Below are 14,889 nucleotides of genomic sequence, written 5' to 3'. Positions count from 1 at the left end.
TCCTTGTTTACATACCTTTAACGGCATAAATGCCGGCGGCGTTACGCCAGTAACCTTTGTAGTCCATGCCATAACCGAAGACATAACGGTCAACGCACGGCAGGCCCTCATAGTTGGCTTTCAGGCCGGGACTGGCTTTGCGGTCATGGTCTTTATCAATCAGCACGGCAGTGTGCACTTGACGCGCGCCCGCATGGTGACAGAAATCAACGATAGCGCTCAGGGTGTGGCCTTCATCCAGAATGTCGTCGATGATCAATACATGACGGTCCATGAACGACACTTCAGGCTTGGCCTTCCAGAACAGATCGCCACCGCTGGTTTGGTTGCGATAACGCGTGGCGTGCAAGTAAGACGACTCAAGCGGGAATTTCAGATGGGTGAGCAGCTTACCGGCAAAAATCAGCCCGCCGTTCATCACACAAAAAACCACTGGATTCATCTCGGCCATGTCGGCCGTGATTTGCGCGCCAACGCGGGCAATGGCCGCCTCGACTTCAGCTTCGGTGTACAGGCAGTCAGCCTCTCGCATGATTTGACGGATATGCTCGAGATCAGCAGACATGACGCTCTCCAGGGGGGGTTGCTCAAGAAAAGCGGGCAAAGGTACGCATCCGCATGGCTCAGATCAAGCGTTTATGGACTAACGTGCACTAATGTCTGTAGGACATCACCCCGGATTAGATTAATCTAGGCCGGTTTTTTTGCCTGCCCCCGGAGTTTTCCCTATGCCCATCCGTGAGATCCGACATCCACTGATTCGTCACAAACTTGGCCTGATGCGCCGCGCCGACATTAGCACGAAGAACTTCCGCGAGCTTGCTCAGGAAGTCGGCGCGTTGCTGACCTATGAAGCCACCAGCGACCTGACCCTCGAAACCTACGAGATTGAAGGCTGGAGCGGGCCTGTTCAAGTTGAAAAAATTGCCGGTAAGAAAATTACCGTTGTGCCTATCCTGCGCGCCGGTATCGGCATGCTTGAAGGCGTACTGAGCCTGATCCCGGGTGCCAAAGTCAGCGCTGTCGGCGTGGCGCGTAACGAAGAAACCTTGCAGGCGCACACCTACCTGGAAAAACTCGTACCGGAAATCGACGAACGTCTGGCGATGATCATCGACCCCATGCTGGCCACAGGCTCCTCGATGGTTGCCACCATTGACCTGCTGAAGAAAGCCGGCTGCAAAGAAATTCGCGCCATGGTGCTGGTTGCTGCCCCAGAAGGCATTGCCGCCGTTCAAGCCGCTCACCCGGACGTGACCATCTACACCGCGTCGATCGATAACCGTCTGGACGAACACGGCTACATCATTCCGGGCTTGGGCGATGCCGGCGACAAGATCTTCGGCACCAAGCAAAAGGACGCCTAACATGCAGGACGAGTTCAATGACCCGCTCTGGCGCCAGATTATTTCTGGCGCGCAGATGCTCTTCGTGGCCTTTGGCGCGTTGGTGTTGATGCCTTTGATTACAGGCCTGGACCCTAACGTCGCGCTGTTCACGGCGGGTCTCGGGACTCTGCTGTTCCAGATCGTTACCCGGCGCCAGGTGCCGGTCTTTCTGGCTTCGAGCTTCGCCTTCATTACCCCCATCATTCTCGCCAAGGGCCAGTTCGGCCTCGCCGCGACCATGGGCGGCGTAATGGCAGCCGGTTTCGTGTACACCTTCCTTGGCTTCGCCGTAAAAATTAAGGGCACCGGTTTCATTGATCGCCTGCTGCCACCGGTGGTGATTGGCCCGGTGATTATTTCGATCGGTCTGGCAATGGCCCCGATTGCCGCACATATGGCAATGGGCCGGGCAGAAGACGGCACCGAACTGATCCACTACCAAACCGCCATGCTGATCTCGATGCCAGCGTTGCTGACCACACTGATCGTGGCGGTCTTCGGTAAAGGGATTTTCCGTCTGGTGCCGATCATTGCCGGCGTCTTGGTAGGTTTTGCGTTGGCGTTCTACTTTGGCGTCGTCGACACCGCCAAGATCGCTGCGGCCCCCTGGTTTGCCCTGCCGCACTTCACAGCACCGGAGTTCAACTGGCAGGCGATTCTGTTTATCGTCCCCGTGGCCCTGGCCCCGGCCATTGAACATATCGGCGGCGTTATCGCTGTAGGCAGCGTGACTGGGCGTGACTACCTGAAAAAGCCGGGGCTGCATCGCACGCTGTTCGGTGACGGCATTGCCACCACCGCCGCAGGCCTGCTGGGCGGCCCACCCAATACCACCTACGCCGAAGTGACGGGCGCCGTGATGCTGACCAAGAACTACAACCCGAAAATCATGACCTGGGCAGCGATCTTCGCGATCAGCCTGGCCTTTGTCGGTAAGTTCGGCGCACTGCTGCAAAGCATCCCAGTGCCTGTCATGGGCGGGATTCTCTGCCTGCTGTTCGGTTCGATTGCCGCCGTGGGGATGAACACCCTGATTCGCCATCAGGTAGACCTGAGCGAAGCGCGCAACCTGGTGATCGTCTCGGTGACGCTGGTATTCGGGATCGGCGGCGTATTGATCGGTACGGGGATGGGGCCTGAAGACTTCGGTCTTAAAGGCATCGCGCTGTGCGCCATTGTGGCGATAGCGTTGAACCTGATCCTGCCGGGCAATGACGCCTGGAAAAAGAAGAAAGGTGACGATCCGATTCTCTAAACCGGCTTGCCCCTCACCCCCACCCTCTCCCATTGGGAGAGGGTGAAGGGTTTACAGCGCCAGCGGCGCTCTTTCACACAACGTATTCAATGCCGCCGCCCACTGCGGGCTGTCATTGAGACACGGCACCAGCACCAATTCTTCGCCTCCCGCCTCAATAAATTGCTCACGACCGCGATCGCCAATTTCTTCCAGCGTTTCGATGCAATCGGCCACAAACGCCGGGCACATGACCAATATCTTCTTCACGCCCTCTTTGGCCAACGCATCCAGCCGAGCCTCAGTGTAGGGTTCGATCCATTTCGCTCGTCCCAAGCGCGACTGGAACGCTACCGACCATTTACCGTCTGGCAAGCCCATGCGCTGGGCAAACGCTTCAGCTGTGCGCAAACACTGCGCGCGATAGCAGGTGGCCAATACGGCAGGTGAGGCGTTTTGGCAGCAGTCTTCACGTTTAAAACAGTGATTGCCGGTAGGGTCGAGCTTGTGCAAATGGCGTTCGGGCAAGCCGTGAAAACTCAGCAACAGGTGATCGTAATCCTGCTCCAGGTGCGGCTTGGCACTGGCCACCAAGGCATCCAGGTACTCGGGCTGGTCGTAAAACGGCTGCACAATCGAGAACTGAATCGGGAGTTTTTTGACCGTGACCACGCGTCTGGCTTCCTCAATCACCGTGGTCACGGTGCTGTCGGCAAACTGTGGATAAAGCGGCGCCAAGGTGACCTTTTTAATGCCTTGAGCGGCCAACCGGGTCAGCACAGTTTCAATCGACGGCTCGCCATAGCGCATGGCCAGCTCCACCGGCCCCTGCGTCCACTCCTGGGTCATGGCCTGCTGCAAGCGACGGCTGAGCACCACCAAAGGCGAGCCTTCATCCCACCAGATAGACGCGTAGGCATGTGCCGACTGCTCAGGGCGCTTGATCAGGATCAGCGACACCAGCAAACGTCTGACAGGCCACGGCAAGTCGATGACGTAGGGGTCCATCAAAAATTGGTTCAGGTAACTGCGTACATCCGCTACCGAGGTAGACGCCGGCGAACCTAGGTTAACCAGCAACAGCGCGTGGTCGGTCATGCAACATCCTATTTCAGAGGCGGGCGGACACATCATCAAGTGCCGCACGCAAATCGGTGAACTGAAAAGTGAAACCGGCTTCCAGCAATCTGGCAGGTGTTGCGCGCTGGCCACCCAATAATAATTGCGACATCTCGCCCAACAGCACACGCAATACAAACGCCGGCATGGGCATAAAGGCCGGGCGATGCAGCACACGGCCCAAGGTCTTGGCGAACGCTGCGTTACGTACCGGGTGCGGCGCGCAGGCATTATAAGGACCCGTCGCGGCATTCTCATGCACAAGAAAATCAATCAGGGCAATTTGGTCATTGATATGAATCCACGGCATCCACTGCCGACCATTGCCTATTGGCCCACCCAAGCCCAGCTTGAAGGGCAGCAGTAGACGCGACAAAAAGCCGCCATCGGCCGATAACACCAAACCCGTTCGCACCAGCACCACACGGATGCCCAGAGCCTGCGCCCGTTGTGCGGTCTCTTCCCATGCGATGCACAAATGGCTGGCGAAATCTTCGTTCACCGTAGGCGAGTCCTCGGTCAACTCGCGCTCAGCGCCGTCGCCATACCATCCCACAGCAGAGCCAGAGACCAAGACCGAAGGCTTGTGTTCGCGGCTTTCGAGCCAGGTCAGAAGGGTTTCTGTGAGCGTGATCCGGCTGCTCCAAAGCAACACTTTGCGTTTACGCGTCCACGGCCTGTCTGCGATAGGCGCGCCCGCCAAATTGATCACCGCATCCACCGGCTCCTGCCCAAGCGCATCGAGACGGGCGATACCTCTTACACCCGTGCCGCACAGTTCACTCACCTGCTCAGGGCGCCGGCTCCATACCGTCAAACGATGACCTTGCGCCAACCAGTGACGACACAGTTGGCGGCCTATCAAGCCCGTACCGCCTGTCAGCAATATGTGCATCAGTTCAACCTCGCAGGGAGTTTTATCGCAAGCACTGGTCTATTTTTAAACAAAGACCCATTTCATCGGTCTGCTGGCTTGCATGAAGAATAGGCCAAATGACCCCAGCGAGCACGTAGAAACCTATACTAATAAATAGATTTGTACAGGTATTATCGACGACGTCGTCTGTGCAAACAGGAATCGAGGCCAATATGACTGTACCTATCGCAATAATCGGCACCGGAATTGCCGGGCTTTCGGCTGCACATGCCCTGCACAAGGCAGGGCACGCCGTGCACCTGTTCGATAAAAGCCGCGGCAGCGGCGGGCGCATGTCGAGCACACGCAGCGAGGCCGGTGCGCTCGATCTGGGCGCACAGTACTTCACAGCCCGCGACCGGCGTTTTGTCGATGAGGTTCAACACTGGCAAGCCAAAGGTTGGGCTAGCGAGTGGGAACCCCGCCTGTATAACCACAAAAATGGCCAACTGACGCCCTCTCCCGACGAGCAAACCCGCTGGGTCGGCAGCCCACGCATGAGCGCCATTACCCGGGGCCTGCTGGAGCACCTGACAGTGACCTTTACTTGCCGCATTACAGACTTGATTCGCGGCGAAAAACATTGGCACCTGCAAGATGCAGACGGCAAGGATCACGGACCGTTCAGCCATGTGATCGTGGCCACCCCCGCCCCCCAAGCCACGGCGCTACTGGCCAGCGCGCCGAAACTGGCCAGCGCCGCAGCCGGGGTCAAGATGGACCCGACGTGGGCGGTGGCGCTGGCATTCGAAACCGCCCTCGACACCAAAATGGATGGCTGCTTTGTACAAGACAGCCCGCTGGACTGGCTCGCGCGAAACAGCAGTAAACCCCGACGGGACAGCCAGCCCGACACTTGGGTGCTGCATGCCACCAGCGCCTGGAGCCGGCAAAACCTCGACCTGAGCAAAGAAGCCGTGATTGAACACCTGCACGGCGCATTTGCCGAGCTGATGCACGTTGCGATTCCGGCGCCCATTTTCACTCAGGCCCACCGCTGGCTTTATGCTCGGCCCGCAGCAGCCCACGAATGGGGCGCTTTGGCTGACGCCGACCTGGGCCTTTATGCCTGCGGCGACTGGTGCTTGTCCGGCCGGGTCGAAGGCGCATGGCTCAGCGGCCAGGAGGCAGCACGCCGCCTGCTTGAGCATTTGGAATGAATGGCAGGCGATTAAGGCCACTGCCGAGCAGTGCACGGTAAAACTTATACAAGAAGTTTGACTTGTACAATATCAAGCCTATGATGACCTCAAGTTGTACGTTAATAAAAAGATGTACAAGAAATTCTTGGAGGTTCATCCCATGGCCTGCATCGCCGCTACCGGACACAAACCGAAAATAGCCATCAGCGCCTGCTTACTGGGTGCTGAAGTGCGCTTCAACGGTGGGCACAAAGAATCGCGCCTGTGCAGCCAGGCCTTAAGTGAACATTTCGAATTTGTGCCCCTGTGCCCCGAGGTTGCCATCGGCCTGGGTATTCCACGCCAACCCATCCGTTTGATAGGTGACCCTGCAAAGCCTCTCGCGGTGGGCAGTGTCGACAGTGCCCTGGACGTGACCCGGCCCCTGCACGATTACGGTGTGGCAATGGCGGCTTCCCACACGGATATTTGTGGCTACATCTTCATGCAAAAGTCGCCTTCGTGTGGCCTTGAGCGGGTCAAGGTGTATCAGGACGGGGGGCGGCCTGCCGAGTTGAGCGGGCGCGGCATCTACGCCCATGCGTTCTGCGCGGCTCACCCCAACTTGCCGGTCGAAGAAGACGGCCGCCTGAATGACCCGGTGCTGCGCGAAAACTTCATGACCCGGGTGTACGCCTACAGCGCCTGGCAGGCCCTGCTCAAACAGGGCATCACCCGTCGTACCCTCACCGAGTTCCACGCGCGCTACAAATACCAACTGATGGCACATCACCCGGTGCAGTACAAAACTCTGGGCCATTTACTCGGCAACCTCGGCAAGCAAGACCCGCGAGAAATTGCGCCGCAGTACTTCAGCGAGCTGATGAAGGCCCTTAAAAAATGCGCCACCCGCCGCACCCATACCAACGTATTGCAGCACCTGAGCGGCTACCTCAAAAAGTCCATCAGCCCCGCTGACAAACGCGAAATGCAGCACCTGATTGGCCAATACCTGCAAGGCATCGTGCCATTAGTGGTGCCGCTGACCTTACTCAAGCATCACTTTCGCCTCCACCCCGACCCTTACATCTCGCGTCAGGTTTACCTGCAACCGCATCCGGAAAATCTCAGCCTGCGAAATGCTATCTGACCATGAATGATGACTTGATCATGTCCAATACCCCTCACACCGACTACAGCCAGGCACTGGTTGAAGGCTGGCTGCCCATTCGTGACGTGTCACGCATCACGGGGGTGAATGCGGTGACGTTACGCGCCTGGGAACGCCGCTATGGCCTGATCGTGCCGCAGCGCACGGCCAAGGGCCATCGCCTGTTCTCGAATGAACATATCCAGCGTATCCAGCACATATTGCTGTGGCTCAATCGCGGGGTTGCTGTCAGCCAAATCAAACCCCTGCTCGATACCCCCGACGCGCCTGACGACTCACTCGCAAATGACTGGCAGGTTTGGCGGCAAACCCTGATTCAAGCCATCAGCGAATTGGCAGAGCGCAAGCTGGATGACTGCTTCAACCAAGTGATGTCGCTCTACCCGGCCCGCGCCTTGTGCGAGCAATTATTGATGCCGTTGCTCAAAGAGCTGGAACAACGCTGGCAAGGCCAGTTTGGCGCCCAACTGGAACGCGTGTTCTTCCACTCCTGGTTACGCAGCAAATTGGGCGCACGGATTTATCACAACAACCGCTCGCTTAGCGGCGACCCGGTGTTGCTGATCAATCATTCTGATCTGGCGTTCGAACCTCATCTGTGGCTCACCGCTTTGCTCATCAGCAACAGCCACTGCCCGGTTGAAATGTTTGATGCCCCACTGCCGGTCGGTGAACTGGGGCTGGCGGTTGAGCGCTTAAAACCACGCGCCGTGGTGCTGTACTCCAGCAAAACGCTGAATACCCACCAACTGCCAAAACTCTTGAACGGCATCGCGTGCCCCATCGTGATTGCCGGACCAACGGTATGCATCCATTACGACGTGTTGTCCGTAAGTACGACTGAGATCGCTGGACTGTGTCTGGCCAACGACCCCATTGAGGCCCACCAACGCCTCTTTCAACTCGGGCTGGTGTAGCACCGCGCTATTGCTCAAGGAATTGACATGCAACTTATCTGGCTACGAAGCGACCTGCGCCATCTCGACAACACCGCCCTGAGTGCTGCCACCCACCGCGGCTCCACCACAGCCGTGTACCTGATCAGCCCGCAACAATGGCTGGCCCATGACGACGCGCCATGCAAAGTCGATTTTTGGTTGCGTAACCTGCGCACGCTGAGTGACAGCCTGCAACAGCTCAATATCCCGCTGCTGATTCGCACCTGCCCGACGTGGGATCAAGCGCCCGTGGTACTGCTGCAGTTATGCCAACAACTGGGCGTGCAAGCGCTGCACACCAATCAGGAATACGGCATCAACGAAACCCAACGCGATGAGGCGGTGGCTCACACCCTTGAAGCCCGGGGCATTGAGTTCCACTCTTACTTGGACCAACTGTTGTTTCAGCCGGGCAGCATCTTGACGCAATCGGGCTCCTACTTTCAGGTCTTCAGCCAGTTTCGCAAAATTTGCTACAAGCGCTTGTACATGGCCCTGCCGCAAACCGTTGCACCGCCAAAAGCCCAGGCACCGCTCAATATTGCGCGCGATGCCGTGCCTGATTCAGTTGAAGGTTTTGCATCACCCAGCGCATCCATTCGTGCGCTCTGGCCTGCCGGTGAAGAGGAGGCACAGCAACGTTTGGCGCGCTTTGCCGATCAACAGATTCACTATTACCAAGACGAACGCGACTTACCGGCCAAACCCGGCACCAGCCAGCTTTCAGCTTATTTGGCCGCTGGGGTCATCTCGCCCCGCCAATGCCTGCACGCCGCCTTGCAAAGTAATAACGGCGAGTTCGAAAGCGGCAGCCCCGGTGCGCTTACCTGGATCACCGAACTGCTGTGGCGCGAATTCTACAAATACATAGTGGTCGGTTACCCACGCGTCTCTCGCCATCGTGCCTTTCGACTTGAAACCGAGTTTTTGCCGTGGCGCGACGCTCCCCAAGACTTGGCCGCCTGGAAAGAGGGCCGCACCGGCTTCCCGATCATTGATGCCGCCATTCGCCAATTGCTGGACACCGGCTGGATGCACAACCGCCTGCGCATGATAGTGGCCATGTTCCTCACCAAAAACCTGCTGATCGACTGGCGTGAAGGCGAGCGTTTCTTTATGCAGCACCTGATCGACGGCGACCTGGCCGCCAACAACGGTGGCTGGCAATGGAGTTCGTCTACCGGCACCGATTCGGTCCCCTATTTCAGAATTTTCAATCCCCTGAGCCAGTCCGAACGCTTCGACCCCGACGGAGTTTTCATCAAACACTGGCTGCCCGAACTGGCGGACCTGAACAAAAAACAGGTGCATAACCCGGCCTCGGCAGGCGGGTTGTTTGGCGTGGCAGAGTACCCGGCCCCCATCGTCAACTTGAGCCAAAGCCGCGAACGGGCCCTGAGTGCCTTCAAAAACTTACCCTCCAAACAAATGCTCGAGGTGAGCCATGGCTGACGGGCGACGGATTTGGCTCACAGGCGCCAGCAGTGGCATGGGCGCACACATGGCCGAGGAGCTGCTTAAAAGCGGCGCCCGCCTCGCATTAACCGCCCGCACACTGGCGCCGCTCAAAGCCTTGTCCGATCGCTATCCCGACCAAGTGCTCCTCGTGCCGGGAGATTTGACTGACCGCTCGCAGGTGCGTGAAATCGGCAACCGCATCACCCAACTCTGGGGCGCTCTGGACACGGTGATCCTCAACGCGGGCACTTGCGAATACGTGGACGTGCGCCATTTTGACGCTACGGTGATTGAGCGCGTGGTGCGCACCAACTTGCTGGCCACCAGTTATTGCCTTGAAAGCGCGTTGCCTTTACTGCGCGCCGGTTCGCGCCCGCATGTGGTGGGCGTGGTCAGTTCGGTCACCTATTGGGCACTGCCACGCGCCGAAGCCTATGGCGCATCCAAAGCCGGCCTGCGCTACTTGCTCCAATCCCTGCGTATCGATCTGGCCCAGGAAGGGATTGACGTCACCCTTGTCAGCCCAGGCTTTGTCGACACTCCGCTGACAGAAAAAAATGACTTCCCGATGCCCATGCGCTGGCCTGCGCACAAAGCCGCCCGGCATATTTGCCAGCGCTTGCAAAAACGCCCGCTGGAGATCGCCTTCCCGACCCTGTTCATTGCCACATTGCGACTGTTGGCGAGCCTGCCCAAACGCCTCCAAGTGGCGTTGGGCAGACGCTTGGCGCGCACCTCTGACGGAAAACCATCATGAAAATCGCGATCATTGGCAGCGGCATCTCAGGGCTGACCTGCGGTTACTTACTGCACAAAGCGCACGATATCAGTGTGTTCGAAGCCAGTGACTGGATCGGGGGGCATACGCACACCGTTGAGGTGAATGTAAACGGCCAGACCCATGCCGTGGACACCGGCTTCATTGTGTTCAATGACTGGACCTACCCCAATTTCATCACACTGATGACGCAACTGGGCGTGCGCTCCAAGGCCACAGAAATGAGCTTTTCTGTGCACGACACCCGCAGCTCGCTCGAATACAACGGCAATACCCTCAATAGTTTGTTTGCCCAGCGCAGCAACCTGTTGTCGCCCAGGTTCTGGGGCATGTTGCGCGATATCGTGCGCTTCAACCGCGAAGCCATTCGCGATTTGGAGGAGCAACGTATTGCCAGTGACACCCAGCTGGGCGACTACCTACAGCAGCGCGGCTATGGCACACGTTTTATCGAGCACTACATCGTACCGATGGGCGCCGCGATCTGGTCCATGTCACTGGACGACATGCTGCGCTTTCCGCTGCAATTTTTTGTGCGTTTTTTCAAGAATCACGGCTTGCTCAGCGTCAGCAATCGCCCGCAATGGCGTGTGATTGAAGGCGGCTCCAGTGCCTACATCAAACCGTTGAGCGCAGGTTTTGCCGACAACATCCACCTTAAGTGCCCGGTCACCCAGGTCGAACGTTACGAACAAGGTGTACTGATACACAGCGGCGCAGGCACTGAACGTTTCGACAAAGTCATTTTTGCCTGCCACAGCGATCAAGCCCTCAAGCTGCTGGCCGCACCGTCAGCCGCCGAGCAACACATCCTCGGCGCGCTGCCCTATGCCGACAATGATGTGGTGTTGCACACCGATACCCGCCTGTTGCCTGATCGAAAACTGGCGTGGGCCAGCTGGAACTATCGATTGGGTAACGCAGGACAAAAACGTGCGGCTGTGACCTATGACATGAACATCCTGCAAGGCATCCAGAGCGAGACCACTTTTTGCGTCAGCCTCAACCAAACCTCAGCGATTGATCCGCGCAAAGTGCTGGCCAGCTACACCTACGCTCACCCGCAATACAGTTTGGCTGGCGTAGAGGCTCAAGCCCGCTGGCAAGAGCTGCTGGGGCCTCAGCACAGCTATTTTTGTGGTGCCTATTGGGCCAATGGCTTCCATGAAGACGGCGTGGTCAGCGCACTGCGCGTGGCCAAAGCTTTCGGCCAAACGTTATGAACAGCGCCCTGTACAGCGGCTGGATCGCCCATCGACGTTTTACAGCGCGTGGTCATGCGTTCCGCTATCGCATCGGCCTGCTGTATCTGGACCTGGATGAGCAAGACGCTGTACTGGGGTTGTCACCGCTGGCCGGCAAAAGTCGCTTTGCGCCCTTCTCCTTTCGTGAAAGCGATTACTTAAAAACCTACACCGAAGCCGGCATGCGCCTGATTGATGCAGTGCGCCAGCAAGTGGGCATAGCGTTAGGGCGCACACCACAAGGTGCGGTTCGTTTATTGACTCAAGCCCGCAGTTGGGGGCTGTCCTTCAACCCGGTGAGTTTCTTTTACTGCTACGAAACGGATGGGAAACTGGCCGCCATCTTGTGCGAAGTGACCAACACACCGTGGCGCGAACGCTACCACTACGTACTGCCCGTCGAGGGTGACAGCTTTGCGCATGTCGCCGTGGCCAAGGCCTTTCACGTCTCGCCGTTTTTGCCGCGCGATCTGGAATACCGCATGAGTTTCAGCCCTCCAGGCGCCCGTCTTGGGGTGCACATGGCGGACTGGCAAGGCGAACTGAAGGTCTTCGATGCCACGCTCAACCTGCACCGTACAGAACTGGACCGCGCGAGTTTGCACCGCTACCTGCGCCAATTTCCGTGGATGACGGCCAAAACCTGCCTGGCTATTTACTGGCAAGCCTTACGCCTTTTTCTTAAACGTACACCGATTGTTTCTCACCAGGCCGCCGACGGCGCCTTTCGCATTGCTGCCCTGCAACCCAAGGATCAACGCCATGAAAAGCCCTAGTCTGGTGAGCAAGTCCTCGCTCTCGACCACCCACAATCTGACCAGCGTGCTGTTAAGGCGCGGGGTGATGCGCCAATTGAATCAATTGAAAAATGGCCATCTGGTCATCATCGAAAACGGTGAGCCGCATGTTTTCGGGGATCGCAGTGCGAGCATGGTCGCTGAAGTACAGATTCACGACGCCAGCGTGTGGGGCATGATCGCCAGCAACGGCTCGATTGGCGCAGGCGAAGCGTTCATACACGGCTACTGGAGTTCACCCGATCTGACCAAAGTGATTCAGGTGCTGGTCAGCAACATGCAGGTACTGGATGCCCTGGAAGGCGGGCTGGCGCGACTGGGGCGGCCGTTGATTCGCGCTCTGCATTGGGTCAATCGCAATACGCGTAAAGGCTCGCAAAAAAATATTGCCGCGCATTACGATTTGGGCAATGAAATGTTCGAGCAGTTTCTCGACCCCTCCATGATGTATTCCGCGGCGCAGTTCCTCAGCCCCGACGACACGCTGGAGCAGGCCCAGCTCAATAAACTGGAGCGTATCTGCCAAAAGCTCGACCTCAAACCCGAAGACCATTTACTGGAAATCGGTACGGGTTGGGGCAGCATGGCACTGTTCGCAGCACAGCATTACGGCTGCAAAGTGACCACCACCACTTTGTCCAAAGAACAGTTCGACTACACCCAGGCCCGCGTTGAAACCCTGGGCTTACAGGACCAAGTGACCTTGCTGCTGGAGGATTACCGCGACCTGACAGGGCAATACGACAAGCTGGTGTCGATTGAAATGATTGAGGCGGTTGGCCATCGCTTCTTGCCGAACTATTTCAAGCAATGTTCGCACTTGCTCAAACCCCACGGCTTGATGCTGCTGCAAGCCATCACGATTCGCGAACAGCGCTATGAGCAGGCCAAAAGCAGTGTGGACTTTATCCAACGCTACATTTTCCCCGGTGGCGCATTGCCCAGCGTGCAAAAAATGCTCGCCATTGTGGGCAGCGATACCGACATGAACCTCATGCACATGGAAGATTTTGGCCTGCACTACGCCAAAACCCTGCGCCTGTGGCATGAGAATTTTCGCCGCGCCCACGGGCGTTTGACGGAGCTGGGCTACGACGAATACTTCCTGCGCTTGTGGGAGTTTTACCTGTGTTACTGCGAAGGCGGCTTTTTGGAGCGCAGCATCGGCACCGCACAATTACTGTTGGCTAAACCCGCCGCCATGAACCCACCATTACTCGGCCGCTTCAATGCTTGAAAAGCAGTTGGCCAATGCCGTGCTGTTTCAGCTCGGCTGGTTTGCCTGTGTGTTGGGCGGCAACAGTGCCTGGCTCTGGCTGGCGGCTGGCGCGCTGCTGATCCACGTGGTGTGGATAAGTCGATCGTGGGCCGAACTGCGTTTGATGGTGTGCGTGTGCATGCTCGGTACGCTGGTCGACAGTCTGCTCCTCAACGCGGGCGTGTTTGCGTTCACGCAGGCCCAGTGGCTGATCCCGTTCTGGTTGATGGTGCTTTGGGCCTTACTGGCGACGACGCTGAACCATTGCCTGGCATGGACCGCACAACCTCGTTGGCGGGCCGCACTGCTGGGTGCCGTCGGCGGGCCGCTGTCCTATTACGCCGGGCAACGGCTGGGAGCCGTGACGTTCCCATTCGGTGTGTGGCCAACGCTGCTTGGACTAGGCGTGTTGTGGGCGGGATTGTTTGCAGCACTGCAATGGATCGCCGCAAAACACGTCAACCCCCGTAGCCGTGAGCTTGCTCGCGACCCGACTTAACCACGGTGCGACGCCTCGGGGGTAGCGCAGTGACAGGGTGTGCGATTGTCAGCTGTTTTACACCTGAACGCAGCACTGCCTTACACTGCGCGCCTATGACCAACATCCCCCTGACTGAAATTACCGAACCCGCCGTCACCTGTTCGACGTGTGCGGCGTGCTGCTGCCAACTGGAAGTGATGCTGATCACCGAAACCGGTGTGCCCGAACGCTTTATCGACACCGATGACTGGGGGGGCGAAGTGATGTTGCGCCTTGACGATGGCTGGTGTGCGGCCCTGGACCGCAACACCATGATGTGCACCATTTACGAGAAGCGCCCGCTGATTTGCCGCGAGTTCGAGATGGGTGACGTTGAATGCCTCAACGAACGCCAAGGCATCGCCACCGTCTATCGTTAGGCTACAACGGCATCGTGTAATGCAGTGCGTAGCTTTCCACCCCGTCGTTGGTGCTGGAAAGTCCGGCGTTGGAGTAGTGGGTAGCGCGAATGCCCACCTCATGCCCGCCGGTAAAGCGCAAACCGAAACCAATCCGGTCCTCAAACTGAAACGCGGTCCCCAGCTTTTGCTCTTCGACTTCGGTCTTGGAAAACAGCGCCATACCGATCCCGGCTTCGATGTAAGGCTTTACCGTTTCACCGGCAAATTCGTACACAAATACCGGGGAGAACGACAGGCTGTTGCTGCTGGATGACTTTTTGCCATCCCAATACGTGTAAGCACCATCCCAATAACCCGTAAGACGGCCGACATCGCTTTGTAACCAACTCTTGTCCCAGTCGGACTTCAGGCCCAAGCGATACGTCATGCTCGACTGACTGGTATGCCCTACCCCAAATTCGATACCGGCCGCTTGTGCCGTGAAACTGTGCCCCAGAACGGTTGCTGTAAGAACAGCCAAGCTAAAAAAACGAGTCATAAGAAAATCCTATTTTCGAATGCATAGGTCGTGTGTTGTGTGCCACA

16 protein-coding genes are annotated in these 14,889 nt (G+C 57.6%); 12 read left to right on the top strand and 4 right to left on the bottom strand.

The annotated features are described in order from the left end of the window. Positions 1 to 7: 7 nt before the first annotated feature. Positions 8 to 565, bottom strand: a complete 558-nt coding sequence (locus TU86_RS04605) for a hypoxanthine-guanine phosphoribosyltransferase (RefSeq protein WP_048363129.1) — start codon at positions 563 to 565, stop codon at positions 8 to 10. Between the two features lie 163 nt (positions 566 to 728). Between TU86_RS04605 and upp the strand changes: the two genes are divergently transcribed. Beyond that, positions 729 to 1,367, top strand: a complete 639-nt coding sequence (upp, locus tag TU86_RS04600) for a uracil phosphoribosyltransferase (protein ID WP_048363128.1) — start codon at positions 729 to 731, stop codon at positions 1,365 to 1,367. A 1-nt stretch (position 1,368) separates the two neighbouring features. Continuing rightward, on the top strand, positions 1,369 to 2,643 hold the full coding sequence (locus TU86_RS04595) for a uracil-xanthine permease family protein (protein WP_048363127.1): 1,275 nt from the start codon (positions 1,369 to 1,371) through the stop codon (positions 2,641 to 2,643). Between the two features lie 51 nt (positions 2,644 to 2,694). Here the strand turns inward: TU86_RS04595 and hemH are convergent, their stop codons facing one another. Next, on the bottom strand, positions 2,695 to 3,720 hold the full coding sequence (hemH, locus tag TU86_RS04590; protein WP_048363126.1) for a ferrochelatase: 1,026 nt from the start codon (positions 3,718 to 3,720) through the stop codon (positions 2,695 to 2,697). A gap of 13 nt (positions 3,721 to 3,733) precedes the next feature. After that, positions 3,734 to 4,636 carry a TIGR01777 family oxidoreductase gene (locus tag TU86_RS04585; protein ID WP_048363125.1) on the bottom strand — a complete coding sequence of 301 codons (903 nt, stop codon included), beginning with the start codon at positions 4,634 to 4,636 and terminating at the stop codon, positions 3,734 to 3,736. A 194-nt stretch (positions 4,637 to 4,830) separates the two neighbouring features. On the opposite strand from TU86_RS04585, the gene TU86_RS04580 reads away from it, so the two are divergent. The 10 genes from TU86_RS04580 to TU86_RS04535 all read left to right on the top strand — a co-directional run bounded on the left by TU86_RS04580 (position 4,831) and on the right by TU86_RS04535 (position 14,322). Then, a complete protein-coding gene (locus TU86_RS04580) occupies positions 4,831 to 5,817 on the top strand; it encodes an NAD(P)/FAD-dependent oxidoreductase (RefSeq protein WP_048363124.1) in 987 nt (328 codons plus the stop codon). Positions 5,818 to 5,959: 142 nt separating this feature from the next. Continuing rightward, positions 5,960 to 6,928 carry a YbgA family protein gene (locus tag TU86_RS04575; RefSeq protein ID WP_048363123.1) on the top strand — a complete coding sequence of 323 codons (969 nt, stop codon included), beginning with the start codon at positions 5,960 to 5,962 and terminating at the stop codon, positions 6,926 to 6,928. A gap of 2 nt (positions 6,929 to 6,930) precedes the next feature. After that, on the top strand, positions 6,931 to 7,866 hold the full coding sequence (locus TU86_RS04570) for a MerR family transcriptional regulator (RefSeq protein WP_048363122.1): 936 nt from the start codon (positions 6,931 to 6,933) through the stop codon (positions 7,864 to 7,866). Between the two features lie 27 nt (positions 7,867 to 7,893). After that, positions 7,894 to 9,339: a deoxyribodipyrimidine photo-lyase gene (gene phrB / locus TU86_RS04565; RefSeq protein ID WP_048363121.1), complete on the top strand. Its 1,446-nt coding sequence runs from the start codon at positions 7,894 to 7,896 to the stop codon at positions 9,337 to 9,339. Then, positions 9,332 to 10,102, top strand: coding sequence for an SDR family NAD(P)-dependent oxidoreductase (locus TU86_RS04560; protein ID WP_048363120.1), 771 nt, complete (start codon positions 9,332 to 9,334; stop codon positions 10,100 to 10,102). Before phrB ends, TU86_RS04560 begins: the two co-directional genes overlap by 8 nt. Beyond that, positions 10,099 to 11,346, top strand: a complete 1,248-nt coding sequence (locus TU86_RS04555) for an NAD(P)/FAD-dependent oxidoreductase (RefSeq protein ID WP_048363119.1) — start codon at positions 10,099 to 10,101, stop codon at positions 11,344 to 11,346. The genes TU86_RS04560 and TU86_RS04555 overlap by 4 nt, the downstream gene beginning before the upstream one ends. Further along, a complete protein-coding gene (locus tag TU86_RS04550) occupies positions 11,343 to 12,143 on the top strand; it encodes a DUF1365 domain-containing protein (RefSeq protein WP_048363118.1) in 801 nt (266 codons plus the stop codon). Before TU86_RS04555 ends, TU86_RS04550 begins: the two co-directional genes overlap by 4 nt. Then, complete coding sequence (locus tag TU86_RS04545) at positions 12,130 to 13,401, top strand: SAM-dependent methyltransferase (protein WP_048363117.1); 1,272 nt, start codon at positions 12,130 to 12,132, stop codon at positions 13,399 to 13,401. The genes TU86_RS04550 and TU86_RS04545 overlap by 14 nt, the downstream gene beginning before the upstream one ends. After that, positions 13,394 to 13,921: a DUF2878 domain-containing protein gene (locus tag TU86_RS04540; RefSeq protein WP_048363116.1), complete on the top strand. Its 528-nt coding sequence runs from the start codon at positions 13,394 to 13,396 to the stop codon at positions 13,919 to 13,921. Before TU86_RS04545 ends, TU86_RS04540 begins: the two co-directional genes overlap by 8 nt. Before the next feature lie 95 nt (positions 13,922 to 14,016). Then, positions 14,017 to 14,322: a YkgJ family cysteine cluster protein gene (locus TU86_RS04535; protein ID WP_048363115.1), complete on the top strand. Its 306-nt coding sequence runs from the start codon at positions 14,017 to 14,019 to the stop codon at positions 14,320 to 14,322. A gap of 1 nt (position 14,323) precedes the next feature. On the opposite strand, the gene TU86_RS04530 is transcribed toward TU86_RS04535, so the two are convergent. Next, positions 14,324 to 14,842 carry an acyloxyacyl hydrolase gene (locus tag TU86_RS04530; RefSeq protein WP_048363114.1) on the bottom strand — a complete coding sequence of 173 codons (519 nt, stop codon included), beginning with the start codon at positions 14,840 to 14,842 and terminating at the stop codon, positions 14,324 to 14,326. Positions 14,843 to 14,889: the final 47 nt, after the last annotated feature.

The sequence above is a fragment of the Pseudomonas weihenstephanensis genome, assembly GCF_001043055.1.
GTDB classification, from domain to species: domain Bacteria; phylum Pseudomonadota; class Gammaproteobacteria; order Pseudomonadales; family Pseudomonadaceae; genus Aquipseudomonas; species Aquipseudomonas weihenstephanensis.
This window is presented reverse-complemented; position numbering and strand designations above follow the sequence as displayed.

What these genes read in the sequence shown, in the direction of transcription:
- TU86_RS04605 (WP_048363129.1), bottom strand. Translation starts at nt 565, where the DNA reads ATGTCTGCTGATCTCGAGCATATCCGTCAAATCATGCGAGAGGCTGAC.
- upp (WP_048363128.1), top strand. Translation starts at nt 729, where the DNA reads ATGCCCATCCGTGAGATCCGACATCCACTGATTCGTCACAAACTTGGC.
- TU86_RS04595 (WP_048363127.1), top strand. Translation starts at nt 1,369, where the DNA reads ATGCAGGACGAGTTCAATGACCCGCTCTGGCGCCAGATTATTTCTGGC.
- hemH (WP_048363126.1), bottom strand. Translation starts at nt 3,720, where the DNA reads ATGACCGACCACGCGCTGTTGCTGGTTAACCTAGGTTCGCCGGCGTCT.
- TU86_RS04585 (WP_048363125.1), bottom strand. Translation starts at nt 4,636, where the DNA reads ATGCACATATTGCTGACAGGCGGTACGGGCTTGATAGGCCGCCAACTG.
- TU86_RS04580 (WP_048363124.1), top strand. Translation starts at nt 4,831, where the DNA reads ATGACTGTACCTATCGCAATAATCGGCACCGGAATTGCCGGGCTTTCG.
- TU86_RS04575 (WP_048363123.1), top strand. Translation starts at nt 5,960, where the DNA reads ATGGCCTGCATCGCCGCTACCGGACACAAACCGAAAATAGCCATCAGC.
- TU86_RS04570 (WP_048363122.1), top strand. Translation starts at nt 6,931, where the DNA reads ATGAATGATGACTTGATCATGTCCAATACCCCTCACACCGACTACAGC.
- phrB (WP_048363121.1), top strand. Translation starts at nt 7,894, where the DNA reads ATGCAACTTATCTGGCTACGAAGCGACCTGCGCCATCTCGACAACACC.
- TU86_RS04560 (WP_048363120.1), top strand. Translation starts at nt 9,332, where the DNA reads ATGGCTGACGGGCGACGGATTTGGCTCACAGGCGCCAGCAGTGGCATG.
- TU86_RS04555 (WP_048363119.1), top strand. Translation starts at nt 10,099, where the DNA reads ATGAAAATCGCGATCATTGGCAGCGGCATCTCAGGGCTGACCTGCGGT.
- TU86_RS04550 (WP_048363118.1), top strand. Translation starts at nt 11,343, where the DNA reads ATGAACAGCGCCCTGTACAGCGGCTGGATCGCCCATCGACGTTTTACA.
- TU86_RS04545 (WP_048363117.1), top strand. Translation starts at nt 12,130, where the DNA reads ATGAAAAGCCCTAGTCTGGTGAGCAAGTCCTCGCTCTCGACCACCCAC.
- TU86_RS04540 (WP_048363116.1), top strand. Translation starts at nt 13,394, where the DNA reads ATGCTTGAAAAGCAGTTGGCCAATGCCGTGCTGTTTCAGCTCGGCTGG.
- TU86_RS04535 (WP_048363115.1), top strand. Translation starts at nt 14,017, where the DNA reads ATGACCAACATCCCCCTGACTGAAATTACCGAACCCGCCGTCACCTGT.
- TU86_RS04530 (WP_048363114.1), bottom strand. Translation starts at nt 14,842, where the DNA reads ATGACTCGTTTTTTTAGCTTGGCTGTTCTTACAGCAACCGTTCTGGGG.